A 19,208-nucleotide genomic window follows, 5' to 3' on the forward strand; every position below is an offset into this window, starting at 1 on the left:
AAATTTTGAAAGAACAATTACAGACTTGGCTGAGTATTGGCGAACTGGCGAAAAGAAGTGGTGTTTCAGTGCCAACCATTCGTTTTTATGAAGAAAAAGAATTGATATGGGGCACGCGAACAGCAGGCAATCAACGCCGTTATCAACGGGCCATGTTGAGAAGGATTGCAATTATTAAAGCAGCCCAGCAAGTTGGGATTAGCTTGCAACAGATTAAAGAGACCTTTGCGACCCTACCTAAGCAGCAAGTTGCCACAAGAAAAGATTGGCAAATCATGTCACAACAATGGCAGGGACAACTCGATCAGCAAATTATGATGTTGCTACAGCTACGCCAACAACTGGATCAATGTATTGGCTGTGGCTGCCTGTCTTTGGAGCAATGTCCGCTACGAAACCCAGAAGATTGTCTCGCAGAAGAGGCGATGGGGGCACATTTTCAGGAAATTTTACTGTTGCTGAACCAGAATGATGAAGCAGATAATTTAACTGTTTAATTTTTGCACCAATACTGTGCAAAAATGCGGCTTTTGCTAGACAAAACGATACAAATATCACTTGAAAAAATGACTACTCAAGTTTTTACATTTCTTTTTGGTTTTTCTGAGGGTTCATATCAATTCAATTCAGATTTATTGATAAGGGAATTTGTCATTTCATCACAAGTCATCCAGCAAGTATTGTTGATACATTCATAAAGAAGTCGCCGAAACGACCAAGAGAAAACGGAGATAAGCCAATCCCACTCTCTACCAGCATGTCTATGATGCTGATTCAACCCATTATTTTTGAACAACCAGAATAAAGAGCAAAGCGCTATAAACGGAACTTGGTTCAAGGCTGTTCAAGATACAGATGATGTGTGGATTTATTGAATAAATACAGCGTAGACATGCCTTTTAATACGGAATACTGCGCTTAAAACTGAACAGATGATGATTAATACTGATCAAAATTTCATATTGAGAATATATGAATGGAGAGGTTTGATTTACAAAAAGTCAAACATACTAAGCATACAAGTTTTCAATATAAATGTGAATCATCAGTTCAAAATATGGGTATTTATTAAATAAATATTGGGTGGAAATTTAAAAAACTTCCATTAGAATCCAAATTTCTACAAAGAATACTCCTGGGGGAAACATTGCAATTTGCGATGTTTACTTAAGAAAAACTAGCTTGAGGGACGCTCATGCAGATCGGAATCCCAACCGAAACTGTCGCTGGTGAAAGTCGTGTAGCGGCTACACCGGAAACAGTAAAGAAGTTGATTAACGCAGGTCATAGCGTTGTCATTGAACGTGGTGCTGGTGTTAAAGCTGCGTATATTGACAGTGCTTATGAACAAGTTGGCGCAACCATTACGGACGATGCATATACAGGCAGCCAAATTATTTTGAAAGTACGTGCCCCTAAAGGCGATGAAATTCAAAAACTTGCGGCGAATACGACTGTGGTTGCAATGTTTGACCCTTACCGCAATCCAGAATTAGACCAGTTTGCTACTCAGCAAGTGTCTGCTTTTGCTTTAGAACTGCTTCCACGTACGCTGTCACGCGCACAAAACATGGATGTACTTTCTTCTCAGGCAAACTTGGCAGGCTATAAGTCTGTATTGTTAGCAGCGGCTGAATATCAACGTATGTTCCCAATGTTAATGACGGCAGCAGGTACAGTAAAACCTGCACGTGTTGTGATTATGGGTGTTGGTGTTGCTGGTCTTCAGGCGATTGCAACTGCGAAACGTTTGGGTGCTGTTGTGGAAGCAACAGACTTACGTCCGACCGCAAAAGAGCAAGTTGAATCTTTAGGCGGCAAATGGCTAGACGTGCCAATGTCCGATGAAGAGAAACAACGTGCTGCTGAAGCTGCGAAAAGCGGTTATGGTTGGCAGCCGGGTGAGCAATACATCAAAGATCAAGCTGCGATTGTAGATAAAGCGGTATCAAATGCTGACATCGTAATCACTACTGCATTGATTCCAGGTCGTAATGCTCCGCGTTTAATTAAAGCTGAAACCGTTGCCAAAATGAAACCGGGTTCTGTCATTTTAGATATGGCAGTTGAGACGGGTGGTAACGTTGAAGGTTCTAAAGAAGGCGAAACTGTAACAACTGAAAATGGTGTGAAAATTTTGGGTATCCCAAACATTCCTGGAACGGTTGCAACAGAAGCATCGGCATTGTATGCGCGTAACGTTTTTAACTTCCTTGAGACATTATTCGACAAAGAGAAAGGCTTTGCGATTAATCAGGAAGATGAAATCCAGAAAGCGTTACTTGTGGCACATGGCGGTCAAGTACTGCTCAAGCGCGGTTAAGGAGAGTTCTCATGGTTGAAACGATTACAATTTTCGTCCTTGCCATCTTCGTAGGTTATTACGTGGTGTGGGGCGTAACACCTGCATTGCATACCCCTTTAATGGCGGTAACCAACGCGTTGTCTTCAATTATTGTGGTTGGCGCGATGATCCAGACTGTGGGTATGCCTGCGATTGGTGTTGATGCAAATGTTGCATTCCAAAGTGTCAATGTGGTGAGTGTGCTTGGTGCGATTGCTGTGTTCTTGGCAAGCATTAACATCTTCGGTGGCTTTGCTGTAACTGCTCGTATGCTTGAAATGTTCAAGCCGAAGCAAAAGAAAAAAGAGGGCTAAGCGATGGAATTCATTCGAGACTATGCGGATTGGTTCTACCTGATTGGTGCTGTCCTCTTTATCTTAACCTTACGTGGTTTGTCTGGCCCTAAGACTGCAATTGCGGGTAACCGTTACGGTATGATCGCAATGGCGATTGCTGTTGTGACGACTTTCTTTGTTGCTGAACATCCAGTGGTTTGGATGATTGGCGGTGCAATGGTGTTAGGTGCTGTGGTTGGTATCGCACGTGCGAAAACTGTTCCAATGACACAAATGCCTGAAACTGTAGCATTGATGCACTCTTTGGTCGGTTTGGCTGCGGTATTGATTGCGATTGCTGCGATCTTGCATAACAACCAGCTCACTACATTGTTTGCGCAAAATGAAGCTGCTTTAACGGCTGCGGGTGTTCAACATGCACATATGAGTTCAGTTCATTTATTTGAATTGTTCGTAGGTTGCTTCGTTGGTGCGATTACATTCACTGCATCTGTATTTGCTTACGGTAAATTGGCTGCAAAGAAATGGGCAAAAACAATCTCTGGTGCATGGGTTAAACCTGTTCAGGCCATCATCTTTATTGCAATGCTGGCGTGTGGTTTCTACTTCTTTACCACAGGTAACATGACTGCGTTCTGGGCAATGACAGCACTTGCACTTGCATTTGGCTGGGTATGGATTGCGCCAGTGGGTGGTGGTGATATGCCAGTTGTGGTATCACTGTTGAACTCATTCTCTGGTTGGGCCGCGGCAGGTATTGGTTTCACACTTGAAAACAATATGTTGATCGTTGCGGGTTCACTGGTTGGTTCTTCTGGTGCGATTCTTTCTTACATCATGTGTAAGGCGATGAACCGTTCAATCATCAACGTATTGTTTGGTGGTGCAATGGGCGGTGCAGCTGTTGCGTCAGCAGACAAGGGTGAGCAAGTTCAACGTAACCACCGTTCTGGTTCAGCAGATGATGCAGGCTTCCTGATGTCAAATGCAGACAGCGTTGTGATTGTACCGGGTTACGGTATGGCGCAAGGTCGTGCACAGAATGCTGTTAAAGAGTTGTGTGAAATCTTGAAAGAGCAGGGTGTAAAAGTTCGCTTTGCGATTCACCCAGTTGCGGGCCGTATGCCTGGTCACATGAACGTATTGTTGGCAGAAGCAGATGTTGCGTATGAAGACATCTTGGAAATGGATGAGATCAACTCAGACTTCCCTGCAACAGACGTGGTACTTGTGATTGGTGCGAACGACGTTGTTAACCCTGCAGCGAAAGATGATCCAAGTTCACCAATTTATGGTATGCCGATCCTTGAAGCGCATAAAGCACGTACCATCATGGTGATCAAACGCTCTATGGCGACAGGTTATGCTGGCCTAGACAATGATTTGTTCTACAATGAAAAAACCATGATGATCTTTGGTGATGCCAAGAAAGTTGTGGAAGATATGACGAAAGCAATCAATGGTGGTGGTCACTAATCTGACTTCAATCAAGATTGTAAAAGCCACCCTTGGGTGGCTTTTTTTATTTGAAGTTATTTTTGTTTAAATAAACTTTTCAACAAGGTTCATAGACCGTTGATATAGGTCACGTGCCAGTTGCTGATTTTTGGCATGTGAAGATTTCCAGTCAGGCATATGTGCACTGACATATTCTCCATTGCGTTTTGCCCATTCATCTCCAATCGCCATTTGGGTAATCAGTTTTGCAGGCACAGAGGTTGGAACTAGACCTAATTTCATCGCGGCATAAACAGGTTTAGGTAGGTCGCGATAGATATCGGAAGCGACACCCCCGGGGTGTAGCGCATTATTGGTGATTGAGCTATCTACTAGTTGTTCTGCGAGGGCATTACTCAGCAATAAATTCGCCAGCTTGGATTGCCCATAATAAAACAAAGGGTTGTAAAAACCTTCTGCGCGGAATTTATTCGGTTTGATTGAACCTGCCCAGTGTGCAATCGAGGCTAAATGGACAATCCGTGCTTGAGGAGATTGTTTTAAAACAGGAAGCAGTTTTTGCGTCAATAAAAAATGACCCAGATAATTGACACCAAATTGTTGCTCGAAGCCATCGGCTGTCAGCTGTTTGGTCTTGGCAAATAAGCCCGCATTGTTGATTAACACATCCAGCTTGCCGTAACGATCTGCGATTTCATCGGCTGCTTTTCGGGTAAATTCAAGGCTGTTGAGGTCGAGGGAGATAAGATCGACTTGTCCTTGGTCGAGTGCGCGTAACTTGCTTTGTGCTTCTTGCGCCTTTTGTGGGTTTCTGCATGCGAGAATCACGTGTTGCCCTTGTTTAACCAACTGTTCTGCCGTGGCAAAACCAATGCCAGTATTGGCACCTGTAATCAGTATTTTCACTTCCTGTACTCCAGTTATGCTATTTATTGGTGGGATTGCAAGAATCTGTATAGTGCTGGAATTTTGACAATTTGTCATGTCAAAATTGGTTGTGGGTGATAACTGGTATTTGCTGGTCCTCAAGATGGCAAAGATATTGTTTTTTGGGATTATATTTTTTGATGAGTTTCAGAATTGAACGTTAGTCGAAATAAGTACTCTCAGGTAGTTCTTGTAGTAACTCAAAAAATTGGTGGATTTGTGTTTCTGTAACACGAGCTGTCGAAATAGGAGGTAATTCATTTCTACCAAAGAATCCAACTTCAGATGTTTCAATACTTGGTTTTAACTCACCTCCAATGAGTTCACACCAAAAGAAAGCCTTATACACATGTAAAAACATGGCTGGATGAGGGTGTTTTCTCCGATCTGTCAGGGAGAGAAGTCTTGTTACTTTCACTTCTAAACCTGTTTCCTCTAACACTTCTTTTTCAGCATTCTCTGCTGCTGAGTAGCCAATATCAGCCCAGCCGCCTGGAATAGACCATAAGCCGTCCTGTGTTTCTTTGGCTAATAAGAGTTTATTGTCTTTAAATACAACTGCACGTACATCTATTTTAGGTGTTGCATATCCGACATCCTGAAGCACATTTGCAATAAAGTCTGTCGTGTCTATTTCTTTTAAATCAATTAACGTGCGGACATAACTGATAATTTGGTCATAACGTTCTTTGTCATAGACATCTTTTGAGTAGTACAAACCTGTTTGCGCGAGTCCAGTAATTTTATTGAGTGTTTCAATCCATTCAGTTGAATCTTTCATATGGTTTTAGATTTAATTGGTGATGGGTGTATTTATACTAGCATTGTTGTGTTGATTGGCAATCAGAAGAAAGATTTGTGAAGCTGGAGAAGGAAATAATAAAGACAGTGTGAAAGAGATTCTCGTGGGTGATCTAAATATAAAAAAAGCGACCGATTCGGTCGCTTTTTTGGAGAGCTTTACGCTACAGATTCGGGTGCACGCCATAAGCTTTCTAGGTCATAGAACTTACGCGCGGTTGGTAACATCACATGTACCACAACGAAACCGAGATCGATTAAGATCCATTCAGCATCGCGTTCACCTTCGACACCGATTGGGCGGAAACCTGCTTTACGTGCTTCATCAGCAACATTATCTGCAAGGGCTTTAACATGACGAGTCGATGTACCGCTTGCAATTACAATTGCATCGGCAACATTGCTGATCGTACTTACGTCAAGTTCAAGAATATCTTTGGCTTTTACATCAGTGAGAGCTTCATGTACAACTTTAAGGCAAGCCTGTACATCTTTGTTCGCTGTTTTGATTTTTAGGTCGTGAGAATTAGAAGCGCTGGGCGATGGTTCTAAATTCATAGAGGGTATATTTTCCTGACAATTGCTCATTGTCAAATATACCGTTTTTCTCTAAAAAGTTCAAATTTTAGCAGTAACAGTTTATGTATTCACATCATTGGAAAAGTACTTCTTTTTCCATGCAAAAGATTGATCTGACTGGGTTTTTGGTCGATATTCTGCCGCAATGAGACCTCGATAGTCACTTTGTAGCAACCAGTCAAAGATCTGTTTGTACGGGATATTTCCTGTATCTGGCTCATGGCGGCCGGGACAGTCGGCAAATTGGATATGTCCAATCTGGTGTAGATTTTCTTGTAGACCAGCTAAAACATCTTCACCCATCATCGCCATATGGTAGCAGTCATATTGCATTTTCAAGGCAGGGTGGTGGACGGCTTCCAGCATTTCCTGACCTTGTGCAATGTTCTGGATCAAAAAGCGTGGCATATCCGTACCATTGATCATCTCAAAAACAGGCTCAATTCCTTGCTCGGTGAACATGTGGCAAGCAAGCTTCAGGTTGCTGGCCAGTGTGTTGAGGCAAGGCAGCAGATCTGCATCCAGCGGTTGTTTTCCTGCCAGAATATTGACCCGCGGGACATTGAGTGCATTGGCGTAACGAATCGCCAGTTCAAGTGCTTGATGGAATTCAATTTCACGGCCGGGAATCCCTGTAAGCCCATTACCGCCTTGCATCAGATCGCCAGCAGGGACATTGATCAGGCATAAAGAAAGATTATATTGTTCGAGTTGGGTACGGATATCAATAATGTCTAATTCATAAGGAAATTGAATTTCAACCTGTTGAAATCCGTGTGCATGGGCTAAAGCAAAACGCTCAATTAAAGGGACTTCCGTAAAAATCATTGATAAATTGACTGCGAGATGGCTCATATTCTGACTCCCTGAATCAATAGACCCTGTTTATTGTTCTATAACTTTGATAATAGTAGCTAAATCCTTCTCGGCAAAGCCATTTTCTTGGTGGGCTTGTAACTGTAGTAGAGCTTTTTGTGCCACAGGTATCTTTAAGTTAAAACTTTGTGCGAGTTGTAGTGCATTGTTGAGGTCTTTTGACAAAGTTTGCACTTTCCATTGCACAGGTTCAAAGGTATCAGTCGCCATACGAGGGGCAAGAATCTGGAACGGTTTCGAGTCGGCAAAGCCGCCTGCAAGGGCGGGTGCCAGTAGTGTGGTGTCGACGCCTGCCTGATCTGCCAGTGCCACCGCTTCAGCAATTAAAGTGCTGTTGGCAGCCACAATCAGTTGATTACAAATCTTGGTGGCCTGTCCTGTGCCAGATTCACCCATATGGGTCACCCGTTGAGAAAGAACTTGATAAATTGGACCAAGTTGCTGGATGGTTGCTGCATCTCCACCTGCAAAAATGACTAAGGTTCCTTGTTCAGCGCCCATAGTTCCGCCTGATACAGGAGAGTCAATCCATGTCACACCCTGTTGCTGTGCTGTTTGTGCGAGGTTTAGCGTAGCGGCAACGGACAAGCTAGAAAAGTCAACAATGATTTGTTGAGCTTTTAGCTCGGGTTGAATCTGGGAAAAGACACTTTGAACTGCCTGATCATCTGCAAGACAAGTCAGAATGACGGGATAATTTCCAATTTCTTTCAATTCTAGACTTTGAGCACCTTGTTGGATCAGTGCTTCACATGCATGTGGGCTACGGTTCCAGACCGCCACGCGATAACCCGCTTGCAGCAGCCTGCTCGCCATACGTGTCCCCATTAAACCCATACCTAGAAATGCGATTGGTGTTTGTTGATTAACATGCATGTGAATGTACTCTGGTTGTGGTTATTTATATTGACGAGGCAGGAACTCAACCTCTGGATTTTTGTCTTTCTTACGCGCAAGACTGCTATTTTTACCTAATAGTAGTTTAAGTTGCCAAAGCTTTTCTAGGCGTAATGCTTTTTCTGGCTGGTGTTCCATTGCATCCAGAACGCGTTTTGCTGCCATAATCGCATCTGGTGAACGCTGTAAAATCTCTTCCGCAATGAGATTTGCCTTTGCCAATGGATCATTGTCTAAATGTGTCACTAGACCAATTTCTTTGGCGTATTCAGCATCAAAAATACGCGCAGTCAAGGTAAGTTCTTTGGCAAGATCAACGCCAATCAGACCTTTGAGCGAACGGGTCAGTCCCATATCTGGGACGAGGCCCCAGCGGCTTTCCATAATTGACATTTTAGTGGTTGGTGTTGCAATGCGAATGTCCGCTGCAAGTGCCAGTTGCATGCCCGCGCCAAAGCAATAGCCTTCAATGGCTGCAATCACAGGGATCGGCAGGTTCTGCCAGATTAAAAATGCTTTTTGAAACAGGCTTTGTCCAGGCTTGATCAATTCCCATGCTGCAAATGCTGTATTCTTCGGATTATTTAGATCAGACAGGTCGATGCCAGCACTAAATACATTGGCTTCACCCGTTAAGATGACACAACGGATTGAACGGTCTTTTTCAATTTTTTTTGCGGTTGCAACCAGTTCTTTTAACAAGGCAAAGCTCATTGCATTACGTTTGTCTGGTCGGTTTAAAGAAACGGTCGCAATTCCATTGTTCTTTTCAACGCGTAAAAGTGCCATCTGTCTTACTCTTATTGTGTTCGATGAGGCAGCATAGCATGAGTGTCAGAGTTGAAACATGACACCCCAGTCACGTTAACTGTCGTGCGCATGCAAGATTAAATTTGCTGCCTGTCTGACTTGTTCAATGGCAGTATTTAGCTCACTGAAACGATGATTGGTTTCACGAATAAATTGATCATCTGCTTTGCGACGCTCTTTACGTAAGGTCGAGACAAATTGTTCAAATTCACCTGAAACCTGTTGCAGGTTTGGCGTGCCGACATAACGCGTTGCGCCATATAAACGATGCAGCACATGCTCGAGTTGTGGAAAGTCTTCCATTTCAATCAACTGCTGCATTTCAGCAAGTTCAGTATCAAAACTATCGACCAGCATGCCTAACAGGTCTTGAGCCAGATCTTCTTTATTGGCAGCCAGCTGAATACTTTGTTGCCAGTTGAGAATGTTTGGATCAATCGATTCGATTGGACGCTTTTGTTCAATATTGACTGGTTGGGCACTAAAGTTATTTTTGGTCCAATGCGTCAGGATTTGAATGATCTGTTCCATCTGAATCGGTTTGGTTACGTAATCGTTCATACCGACTTTGAGTAACTTCTGCTTTTCGTCTGCCAGTGCATGTGCGGTGAGGGCAATGATTGGCAGTTGCATGCCATTATCCAGTGTTGATTCTAAAGAGCGAATCGCACGGGTCGTATCAATACCTGACATCACAGGCATTTGAATATCCATAAACACCAGATCGAATGGTGGTGATTTTTGTTCAATACGTTCCTGAATAATGTCGATGGCTTTCTGCCCACTTAATGCTTTGGTGGTGGTGACATTGAGTTCACCCAGTAAAGCTTCAAGCACAATCAGGTTCGGTAGATGATCATCGACTGCTAGTACGTGTAGACCTTGACCATTAAAGTCTTCAGGTTCTTGTTCAAAAATAGGCTGGTTGCCGAGCAACTGAACCAGTTCGCGACGACTGAGCGGTTGATAGAGCGGACGTGCGCGATATTCATTAAGCATATTCGGATCAAGGCTCATCTGGTAGCCATAAACCGCAAGATTGCCGTGATAACGCTGACGGATTTCTTTTAGTAATGCTTCGGTATCACCGCTGTGATCAACAATCAGCCAAGTGCTTTCTTGCTGGTTGAGATGATTTAAACGACTGAATAAATCCAGAATAGATTGGGTTTCGATATGTGAAACACGATAATTTTCCAGATATGAACGCAGGACGCTGGCTGTTGCAGGATGAGCCAGATAAGATACCACTTGCAAATGGTCAAAATGAGGATGTTCCACAAACTCATCTTGTTCTTCCACTTTAAAGGACGCCGTAAACCAGAAGGTCGAACCTTTTTCTGTTGGCGCGCGTTCCTGATTATCCTCAAAGCCAATCTGACCATGCATCAAATGTACGAGCTGCTTGGAAATAGCCAGACCGAGTCCAGTACCACCAAATTGACGGGTAACCGAGGCATCCCCTTGAGAAAAGGATTCAAATAATTTTTTACGGTCAGTACCGCTTAAGCCAATACCGCTGTCCTGTACGCTGAAATGCAATAGACATTGTCCAATCTCATCATCTTCCATACGCACCCGCACGATAATCTCGCCGTCAGGGGTAAATTTGATCGCATTGGAAATCAGGTTGGTCAGAATCTGTTTAAAGCGTAGCGCATCACCGACCACATGCTGAGGAATGTTTTCAGCATAATAGAAGGCCATATTGATATGCTTTTGTGCCGCCAGCGGCGAGAGCATATCCATCACATCGAAGATGGCTTCTTCAAGGTCAAACGGGGCGGTTTCGAGTTCTAATTTGCCCGCATCAATTTTAGAAAAGTCCAGTACATCATTAATCAGTGCCAATAGGTGGGCAGAGGATTTTCGAATCGTTTGCAGATAGAGATTTTGTTCATTGCTCAGGTTTTGCTGACGCAGCAACAAATGAATAAAGCCATCAATACTGTTCAGTGGTGTTCTGAGCTCATGACTGATATTGGCCAGGAAAACAGACTTGGACTGATTCGATGAAATCGCCTGGTCACGCGCCTGACGATAGGTAATGTTCTGAACTTCTAAGGTATCTAAGGTTCTACGTAAATCTTCTTCTGTTTGTTCGGTATGTTCTTTTAATTCGAGAAAGCTAAAGTGCAAGCGTTTCACCACGTTGGCAATGTCTCGCTGGAGTAAACGCAGTTCACCGGTACTGTTTACGACAATGTGCTGATCGAGCGTATCCGCGTTGAGACGTTGCATCTGCATACGAATCTCATAGATCGGTGCGAGCCAACGACGGGAGAACACATTCAGGCAGAACAGTAAAATCAGAATGGTCAATAAGCCTGTGACCACCAATGAAAGTAAAACTTTATAACGAGCCAGTTCCAGCGGTTGATTATCCAGCTCAATCATCAGCCAGACAGAATCAGGATTGCCGCTGTCGAGTTTTGCGCCGTAAATGTTGTTGTGATTATGCGAAATAGGGCCAAAAAAATTACTGTTATTGGGGAAATTAGGCCAGAAGCGGTTGTTTTGATAACCGACACTTAAATAGGTCTGTCCTTTGTTATCAATCAGCACCGCACGTTGTAAATTCTTTTCATCAAACATTTTTTGCATGATGTTTTGCGCGCGATCATATTGATCGGGTTGCTCTTGAACCAGCTTTAATAAATCATTAGCCGTTTGATGATAGCGTGCCAAAATCGCAGAAGCATCTGAGCGCTGTTGTTGCTTGGCTGAGTTGGTCGTTTCGGCTAAAACCCAAAGAATTCCTACACTTGTCAAAATCGCAATTGGCACAAGAATAAGTGCAATCAACTGCCCATAAGCATGATTGAGGCGTAAACGTTTCGATATGGTCTTATTGAAATTTGACATAGTTCGGTCAGATTTATCATTCTGCGCAATATCTTAGCATGCTTTCTGATAAGCGCAGACATCTGCTTGCCAATAAAAAGCAGAGTGAAATGGTGCAGTATTTCTGTTTTTTTCATACAATAGTCGCCACCTTAATATCGGTGTCGATCATGACGAATACGCAAACTGATTTTTTAGCAGATGAATTTTTACTTGATTATTATGTCGGTAAAACCCCTTTAGTACGTTTGCAGCGTTTAGCGTGTCATACCCAGGCCACGGTATTAGCCAAATTAGAAGGTAACAATCCAGCAGGTTCAGTCAAGGATCGTCCTGCTTATAACATGATTGTACAGGCAGAAAAACGTGGGCAGATTCAGCCAGGCGATACCTTGATTGAAGCCACCAGTGGCAATACAGGTATTGCTTTGGCAATGGTTGCGGCAATGCGCGGTTATAAAATGAAGCTGATCATGCCAAACAACATGAGTCAGGAACGTAAAGATGCCATGCTGGCTTATGGTGCAGAGTTGATTGAAGTGACTCAGCAGCAAGGGATGGAAGGCGCACGTGACCTCGCTATGCAAATGCAGGCAGAAGGTAAGGGCTTTGTTCTGAATCAGTTTGGTAACCCTGATAATGTTGAAGCGCATTATCTAACTACAGGGCCTGAAATCTGGAAGCAAACAGGTGGCAAGATTACCCATTTTGTCAGCTCGATGGGCACCACAGGTACCATCATGGGTGTTTCTAAATATTTGAAAGAACAAAACCCAGATATTCAAATTGTCGGTTTACAACCTTCAGATGGTTCAAGCATCGCGGGGATTCGCCGCTGGCCTGAAGAATATCTGCCAACTATTTTTGATCGTCGTCGTGTCGACCGTATTATTGATATTCCCCAGATTGAAGCTGAAAAAACCATGCGTAAGCTGGCACGTACTGAAGGCATCAGTGCAGGTACATCTTCAGGTGGTGCAGTTTGGGCATCGATTAAAATTGCCGAAGAAACACCTGATGCCGTGATTGTCTGCATTATCTGTGACCGCGGTGACCGTTATTTATCAACAGGTTTATTTTCAGTTCAAGATGAAGACTAATCTCCCGTCGGGCGCTGTTATAATGACAGCTCACCCTTGGTTCAAGGGAGCTGTTTCGCTCCGTAAGGGAATTCTGAAATGAATTTACGCTTTCCGATTTTAGTTTTTGATATTGAAACGCTGACCGATATAAAGGCAGGGGCCCATCTCTATGATCTGGACTTGCCAGAAGCGGATGTGGAACAGGCACTGACCAAGATTCGCCGTCAAGAATCAGGTGTCGATTTTCAACGTCTACCGTTGCATGAGATTGTTTGTATTTCTGGTTTATGGATTGATGAAAAAGGTTTCCGCCTGTTTTCATTCAGTCAGGAACAGAATAGCGAAGCAGAAATGCTGGCTAAGTTCTTGTCTATTTTTGATAAGAAACAGCCGACACTGGTGAGCTGGAATGGTTTGCAATTTGACTTGCCAGTGATTTTGTTCCGCGCCATGTATCATGGGCTTTCTGCACCAAGCTTATTTGATCAGGGTGAAATTGATCAGCAGAAGCGTTACAACAATTATCAGAACCGTTATCATCATCGTCATGTTGACCTGATGGATGTGATGGCCATGTTTAATGGTCGTAATTTCCAGAAGCTGGATGATATTGCCTGTTTGCTGGGTTTCCCAGGTAAACGTGGTGAGACGGGCTATCATGTGCCAGATTATGTACGCAATGAACAATGGTTAAAATTGACCAGTTATTGTGAAGGCGATGTGCTGAATACATGGTTGGTCTATATCCGCTGGTTGTTGCTAAAAGGTCAGTTGAATCAAAAAGATCATCAACAGTTGACTCAAGCGACGATTGATTATTTACAAACTCAAACGCAACAAACAGAATTTTTACAGGTATGGCAACAAACATCGCAATATACTGTATTTACCGCCCCCACTTTTGCGCCAAAAAATTAGGTTCATCTTTTGAAACACAAAGCGAAACATCGCCCAGCCCAATATCCAACATATACCTTTCAAATCGAAGCGTTTTCTCATGAAGGGCGTGGCATCGCGCATTATGGAACGCATCCTGACCATCCTAAAGAAAAGCATGGCAAGAAGGTATTTATTCGCTATGGCCTCGTTGGTGAAACGGTGCAGGCAAAGATTACCAACCAGACTTCTCGTCTTGAAGAAGCTGACATGATCAAGCTGGAAGGCGAGGCGGCTGAAGGTCGTGTTGATCCGATCTGCCCTCATTTTGGGGTATGTGGTGGCTGTAGCCTGCAACATATTCATCCTGACGAACAGATTTTGTTGAAACAGAATGTGTTGAAGTCACATTTACAACATTTTGCGGGTTTAGCGCCTGAGCAATGGTTGGCACCGATCCGTTCGGTAAAAACAGATTATCGTCGTCGTGCCCGTATCGGTGTGCGCTACATTGCCAAGCAGAACCGTTTGGTGATGGGTTTCCGTGAGCATCATAGTAATCATCTCACCGTTATCCAGCAGTGCAATGTATTGGATCAAACTTTATCCGCAACCTTGCCTGAACTTAAGAAGTTACTCGAAAGTCTTACAGGCAAAGCTCATATTGGTCATATAGAATTGGCCATGGGCGATACTGAGGTGGCATTGCTGATTCGTCATCTGGATGAATTAAATGCGTCGGATGTCAACCAATTACGTCAGTTTACGTTACTCAAAGGATGGCAGTTGTATTTGCAGCCCAAAGGGGGCGATAGTTTACATCGCGTAGATGATTCACAGGCACCGATGCGTTTGCATTACAGTCTGGATGATTTTGCAGTCAAATTTGCATTTTCACCTTTAGACTTTACCCAAGTGAATAGTGGTGTAAATGCACAAATGATTCACTTGGCATGTGAATTGCTTCAATTACAGGAAGGGGAAAGAGTGCTTGACCTATTCTGTGGATTAGGCAATTTCTCTCTCCCGATTGCACGTCGTGTGGGTGAGACTGGTCAGGTGGTCGGTGTTGAAGCGAGTGATGAGATGGTGCAACGGGCAACTGAAAATGCGAAAGCGAATCAATTGTCACAAGCGCTATTCTTTTCACAAGATTTAACAAAAGACTTTTCGCATCATTCTTGGGCGAAACAGGGATTTGATGCATTATTAATTGATCCTCCACGATCAGGTGCGTTTGAGGTTATGCAATATGTACCTAATTTTGGAGCGAAAAGAATCGTTTATGTATCATGTAACCCATCAACACTGGCAAGGGATGCAGGTGTACTGGCACAATATGGCTATCAGTTGAAAAAAGCTGCGGTGATGGACATGTTTACGCATACTGAACATGTTGAATCGATTGCCCTGTTTGAAAAGATTGAGAAGCTTGAAAAAATCGAAGAGATAAACGATTAAAAAATGAGTTACATATCCAGAGGAGAAAGGTATGGTCACAGTACGTGAACAGTTACCTGGACGACTCCAAGAGTTGTCTGAGGAAGCGACTGTAGAACATGCCGCTGAAGCGCAAAGTAGTCTAGTCTCTTGGCTAGATCGAGTGCGTGGTATTTTGGATGGGGCTGAGCTAAAACAACTTCAAAAAGTTGCCGAGCTTACCTTAGCAAAAGAGTTACAAGCGACGGATCATCGTATCAATACCTTTAGTACAGGGATTGGTATGGCAGATATTTTGGCCCATTTGCATGTCGACGAAGACACGCTTTCAGCGGCAGTGTTATATCGTAGTGTACGTGAAGGTCTCATTACTTTAGAGGACATTCAACAACAGTTTGGCGATCAGGTTCTAGCTTTGGTTCAAGGCACTCTTGCAATGGGTAAACTGTCGGAGTTGATTGAAAAGAATAAGCGTTTAGAAGACCATTTTAATAATAATCAACGCGAACATCTAAATGGCATTTATAAAATGCTGATCTCAGTAACGGAAGATGTTCGGGTTGTACTCATCAAGCTGGCAGAGCGTACTTATGCTTTGCGTGAACTGGCAACAGCAAGTAAAGAACGTCAGGAACGTGTAGCACGCGAAATTCTCACCATTTACTCGCCGTTGGCGCATCGTCTCGGTATTGCACAGCTAAAGTGGGAACTGGAAGACCTTGCCTTTCGTTATTTGGCCCCAGAACGTTATAAAGAAATTGCGTCTTTATTGAATGAAAAGCGTTTGGAGCGTGAGCAGTATATTCAGTTTGTGATTGATAAACTGAAAACTGAATTGGCTGCATATGATATCCATGCGGAAATTACTGGGCGTGTGAAGCACATTTATTCGATTTATCGAAAAATGAAAAGCAAGAACCTCAGCTTTGATCAGCTTTATGACATCCGTGCAGTGCGTGTGTTAGTGAAAAATGTGCCTGATTGCTACCATGCCTTGGGCATTGTTCATCAAATCTGGCGTCATATTCCGAACCAGTTCGATGACTATGTCACCAATCCAAAAGCCAACGGCTATCGTTCATTGCATACAGCGGTGATTGCAGAGAACAAATCACTGGAAGTACAAATTCGTACTTTTGAAATGCATAACGAAGCTGAGCTTGGGGTGTGTTCGCACTTTAACTACAAAGAAGGCGCCAAGAATACCGATCATTCCTTTAATGATCGTTTGCATTCTTTACGTGCGGTACTTGAACACTATCAGGAACGTACCGAAACCACGCCGCATGGTGAAGATGAAGAATCGAACGGCATTGATCAGATTCAGGATTTTGAAAATTTTGAAAAGATCTATGTGTTTAGTCGTGATGGTGACATCAAAGAGTTACCTCGTGGTTCAACCGTTCTGGATTTTGCTTACCATGTGCATACCGAGGTTGGAAACAAGTGCTATGCCGCACGTGTAAACCAGCGTTATGTGCCTTTAACCTATATGTTAAAGACGGGTGAGCAGGTTGAGATTTTAACCAAAAAAGATCGTGAACCGAACCGTGACTGGTTGGTGAACTCGCTGGGTTATATCAAGACTGCACGTGCGCGTGACAAGTTACGCCATTGGTTTAGACAGCAAGATCGTAGTAAGAATGTCGAAGTTGGACGCGAGTTACTCAATAAAGAGCTGGCGCGTTTAGCGATCCATCCAAAGAGTATCGACCTTAAGGATTATTCATCGCATTTCAATCTGAAGGCAGGTGATGATATCTTGGTTGCATTGGTGAGTGGCGATATCAGTCTGCATGCCTTGATGAATCAGGTGAACCGTCAAATGCATCTGGATCAGGATGAGCCTGAACTGGTGTTAAAACCTGCATTGAATCCGCGTGCTAGCCATACTTTATCTGCACACGGCATCTTGATTGATGGTCTGGACAACGTTGAACTGCACATTGCACAGTGTTGTCAGCCTGTACATGGTGAATCGATTGGTGGTTATATCACCTTGAATCGTGGTGTGAGTATTCATAAAGTTGCATGTCCAGACTATATTCGCATGACGACACAAGAACCTGAACGTGCTGTTGAAGCCGATTGGGAAATGCAGCCAACGCGTGGTCAGAGTGTTCAGATCGTGGTGGAAGCTTATGATCGCCGTGGTCTGCTCAAAGATCTGACACAGGTTATTTTCTCGGATCAAATTAATATTCGTCAGGTCAATACAATTTCTGAGGCAGATGGTATTGCCAATATGAAGTTGTTGATTGAAGTAAAAGGATTGGCTCAATTATCTCGTTTGCTGGCACGTTTAGAGCAGCAGCCTGGAATTATTAGTGCAAGACGTTTAGTTCAAGGAAGTTAATTGATCTAAGTTGAGAAATAAAACCTGCAATATTGCAGGTTTTATTTTTTATTATTAGAACCTATGTTGGGTTTTAATAATAATGTCTAATTTAGAAATTACATTTTGCACTTTTTACTTTTTTGATAAATAGTCATGTTATCAATGTTGGTTTGTGCCTTTGTTTTAATCGCTTGCTGTAAGGTTAAATTAGCCGCATCAGAAGTATCTTCTTCACCCGCAAGATTATTGGCAATTTGACTCACTTTAGCCGCTTTCTCTGAATTACCTGCGAAAGTACTTAATGCACCACTTGCAAGACCAGCCCATTTACTCACGGCTTTACCCGGTGCTTGTGCATTTGCATTAATATTTGCAATGTTCTTGTCTGCTTCAGCAAGTTCACGTTTAGCATTTGCTTGTTCAACAGAAAGATCAGCACAGCTCATTGCTTTTAATTCAGTGGTTGAAAATGGTTTGTCTGCATTTTCGCTTGCAGCAAAAGCTGAAAAAGAAAATGTTGCCGCTAAAGTTAAAACTAGTAATTTTTTCATTATTAAATCCCTCGAAAAGAAGGGTTGCATAATAAAAAAAAATACGATTAAGTTTTACCATTAAAAACCTTAATAATTGACAATCTGAATGTTTTTTAAGGTTTTTGGCGTTTTGTTGTGATTTTTAGGTGTTTTCTTGTTTTAAATGTGTGTTTAAAGTTAGATTTTAATGTTGGCCCGTTTATTTTTTATTTTAGTGTTTTTAAAAATGCCTTTGATGTTTTTATAATATCAAAGGCGTTAAAAATTATTTTTTTCTTGATAATAATATATTGGTTATTCGATTTAAAAATTGTGGACTCAAATGAGAGAGCTGATATATGAGTTTAGTTTTCATCCCCACAGGGGTATGGGTTGCAAGTAGGGCATGATCTTTTTGTTGTGCCAGTTGTAAAACCTGTTGAGCAACATCTGAAGCTGTGAGGTTTACGCCCATATGTTGAATACTACCTGCATCCATGTCTTTCACCATATTGGTTTGCACAAAGAGTGGCATGACATCCAGAACGCGAATCTTGTATTTTTGCCACTCCACATCTAAGGCTTCAGTTAAACCTCGCACAGCAAACTTGCTGGCAGAGTAGCAAGCCAAATCAGCCTGCCCATAAATCGCAGAGGCCGAAGATAAATTAATGACACGGGCAAAACGGGCCTGTTGTAGATGTGCTAAAGCGGCATGGCAGCCATTGAGTACACCTTTGACATTAATATCCATGATGCGATGGTGTGATTGGATCTCGGTGTTTTCGAATGCGCCCGAATAAAGAATGCCTGCATTGTTAACCAGAATATTCAGTTGGCCAGCCCAAAGCGTAAATTCTTGTAGTGCAGTTTGCCATTGCTGATAGTCGCTGACATCCAGATAACCCGCTTTGGCATTCACACCCAGTTGTTGTGCCAGATGTTGAGCCTGTTCGGTATTGATGTCGTAGATTCCAACTTTGAAACCATGTTGGTAGAAGAGGCGAGCGATTTCAGCACCAATCCCTTGTGCAGCCCCGCTAATAAAAACACTATTTTGCATTGCTTTCCCTTGCTTTATATTGATATTTTGCGTGCCTGTATATTACGCATAAGCGTGTTTAAGCT

Annotated in this window: 17 protein-coding genes; 8 read left to right on the top strand and 9 right to left on the bottom strand. The window is 42.9% G+C overall.

The features are described 5' to 3' along the window. Positions 1-2: 2 nt before the first annotated feature. The 4 genes from soxR to PJ15_RS13615 all read left to right on the top strand — a co-directional run bounded on the left by soxR (position 3) and on the right by PJ15_RS13615 (position 4,116). Entirely contained in the window at positions 3-497 is a 495-nt protein-coding gene (gene soxR / locus PJ15_RS13600; protein ID WP_155766461.1) for a redox-sensitive transcriptional activator SoxR, read from the top strand. A gap of 698 nt (positions 498-1,195) precedes the next feature. Beyond that, the gene (locus PJ15_RS13605; protein ID WP_004774655.1) at positions 1,196-2,323 is read left to right on the top strand and encodes a Re/Si-specific NAD(P)(+) transhydrogenase subunit alpha; all 1,128 of its coding nucleotides are present in this window, start codon (positions 1,196-1,198) and stop codon (positions 2,321-2,323) included. An 11-nt stretch (positions 2,324-2,334) separates the two neighbouring features. Beyond that, positions 2,335-2,658: a proton-translocating transhydrogenase family protein gene (locus PJ15_RS13610; protein ID WP_004774657.1), complete on the top strand. Its 324-nt coding sequence runs from the start codon at positions 2,335-2,337 to the stop codon at positions 2,656-2,658. A 3-nt stretch (positions 2,659-2,661) separates the two neighbouring features. Then, the gene (locus PJ15_RS13615; protein WP_047431679.1) at positions 2,662-4,116 is read left to right on the top strand and encodes an NAD(P)(+) transhydrogenase (Re/Si-specific) subunit beta; all 1,455 of its coding nucleotides are present in this window, start codon (positions 2,662-2,664) and stop codon (positions 4,114-4,116) included. 66 nt (positions 4,117-4,182) lie between these two features. Here the strand turns inward: PJ15_RS13615 and PJ15_RS13620 are convergent, their stop codons facing one another. From PJ15_RS13620 to PJ15_RS13650, 7 genes are all read right to left on the bottom strand, one after another. Beyond that, positions 4,183-5,004 (bottom strand): SDR family NAD(P)-dependent oxidoreductase, encoded by an 822-nt coding sequence (locus PJ15_RS13620; RefSeq protein WP_047431683.1) that lies wholly within the window; start codon positions 5,002-5,004, stop codon positions 4,183-4,185. Between the two features lie 181 nt (positions 5,005-5,185). Then, positions 5,186-5,806 (bottom strand): NUDIX hydrolase, encoded by a 621-nt coding sequence (locus PJ15_RS13625; protein ID WP_047431686.1) that lies wholly within the window; start codon positions 5,804-5,806, stop codon positions 5,186-5,188. Positions 5,807-5,985: 179 nt separating this feature from the next. Then, positions 5,986-6,384 (bottom strand): ribosome silencing factor, encoded by a 399-nt coding sequence (gene rsfS, locus PJ15_RS13630; protein ID WP_004774663.1) that lies wholly within the window; start codon positions 6,382-6,384, stop codon positions 5,986-5,988. An 81-nt stretch (positions 6,385-6,465) separates the two neighbouring features. Next, complete coding sequence (locus tag PJ15_RS13635; protein WP_047431692.1) at positions 6,466-7,260, bottom strand: hydroxypyruvate isomerase family protein; 795 nt, start codon at positions 7,258-7,260, stop codon at positions 6,466-6,468. A gap of 30 nt (positions 7,261-7,290) precedes the next feature. Then, positions 7,291-8,157 carry an NAD(P)-dependent oxidoreductase gene (locus tag PJ15_RS13640; RefSeq protein ID WP_047431693.1) on the bottom strand — a complete coding sequence of 289 codons (867 nt, stop codon included), beginning with the start codon at positions 8,155-8,157 and terminating at the stop codon, positions 7,291-7,293. Between the two features lie 21 nt (positions 8,158-8,178). Next, positions 8,179-8,967, bottom strand: a complete 789-nt coding sequence (locus PJ15_RS13645) for a crotonase/enoyl-CoA hydratase family protein (RefSeq protein ID WP_047431694.1) — start codon at positions 8,965-8,967, stop codon at positions 8,179-8,181. Positions 8,968-9,042: 75 nt separating this feature from the next. Next, complete coding sequence (locus PJ15_RS13650; RefSeq protein ID WP_047431696.1) at positions 9,043-11,853, bottom strand: ATP-binding protein; 2,811 nt, start codon at positions 11,851-11,853, stop codon at positions 9,043-9,045. 149 nt (positions 11,854-12,002) lie between these two features. Here PJ15_RS13650 and cysM point away from each other — a divergent pair, with 149 nt between their 5' ends. The 4 genes from cysM to PJ15_RS13670 all read left to right on the top strand — a co-directional run bounded on the left by cysM (position 12,003) and on the right by PJ15_RS13670 (position 17,586). After that, positions 12,003-12,932, top strand: coding sequence for a cysteine synthase CysM (cysM, locus tag PJ15_RS13655; RefSeq protein WP_004774672.1), 930 nt, complete (start codon positions 12,003-12,005; stop codon positions 12,930-12,932). A 78-nt stretch (positions 12,933-13,010) separates the two neighbouring features. Next, complete coding sequence (locus tag PJ15_RS13660; RefSeq protein ID WP_047431700.1) at positions 13,011-13,832, top strand: 3'-5' exonuclease; 822 nt, start codon at positions 13,011-13,013, stop codon at positions 13,830-13,832. A gap of 9 nt (positions 13,833-13,841) precedes the next feature. Beyond that, positions 13,842-15,251 (top strand): 23S rRNA (uracil(1939)-C(5))-methyltransferase RlmD, encoded by a 1,410-nt coding sequence (gene rlmD / locus PJ15_RS13665; RefSeq protein WP_047431705.1) that lies wholly within the window; start codon positions 13,842-13,844, stop codon positions 15,249-15,251. 31 nt (positions 15,252-15,282) lie between these two features. After that, positions 15,283-17,586, top strand: a complete 2,304-nt coding sequence (locus tag PJ15_RS13670) for a RelA/SpoT family protein (RefSeq protein WP_047431707.1) — start codon at positions 15,283-15,285, stop codon at positions 17,584-17,586. Positions 17,587-17,684: 98 nt separating this feature from the next. Here PJ15_RS13670 and PJ15_RS13675 read toward each other — a convergent pair whose 3' ends face one another. Both PJ15_RS13675 and PJ15_RS13680 read right to left on the bottom strand, forming a co-directional pair. Continuing rightward, the gene (locus tag PJ15_RS13675) at positions 17,685-18,119 is read right to left on the bottom strand and encodes a hypothetical protein (RefSeq protein ID WP_047431710.1); all 435 of its coding nucleotides are present in this window, start codon (positions 18,117-18,119) and stop codon (positions 17,685-17,687) included. A 247-nt stretch (positions 18,120-18,366) separates the two neighbouring features. Next, entirely contained in the window at positions 18,367-19,143 is a 777-nt protein-coding gene (locus PJ15_RS13680; RefSeq protein WP_047431711.1) for an SDR family oxidoreductase, read from the bottom strand. Positions 19,144-19,208 lie beyond the last annotated feature (65 nt).

Origin of the sequence: Acinetobacter sp. neg1 (assembly GCF_000788125.1) — a bacterium.
Taxonomy (GTDB): Bacteria; Pseudomonadota; Gammaproteobacteria; order Pseudomonadales; family Moraxellaceae; genus Acinetobacter; species Acinetobacter vivianii.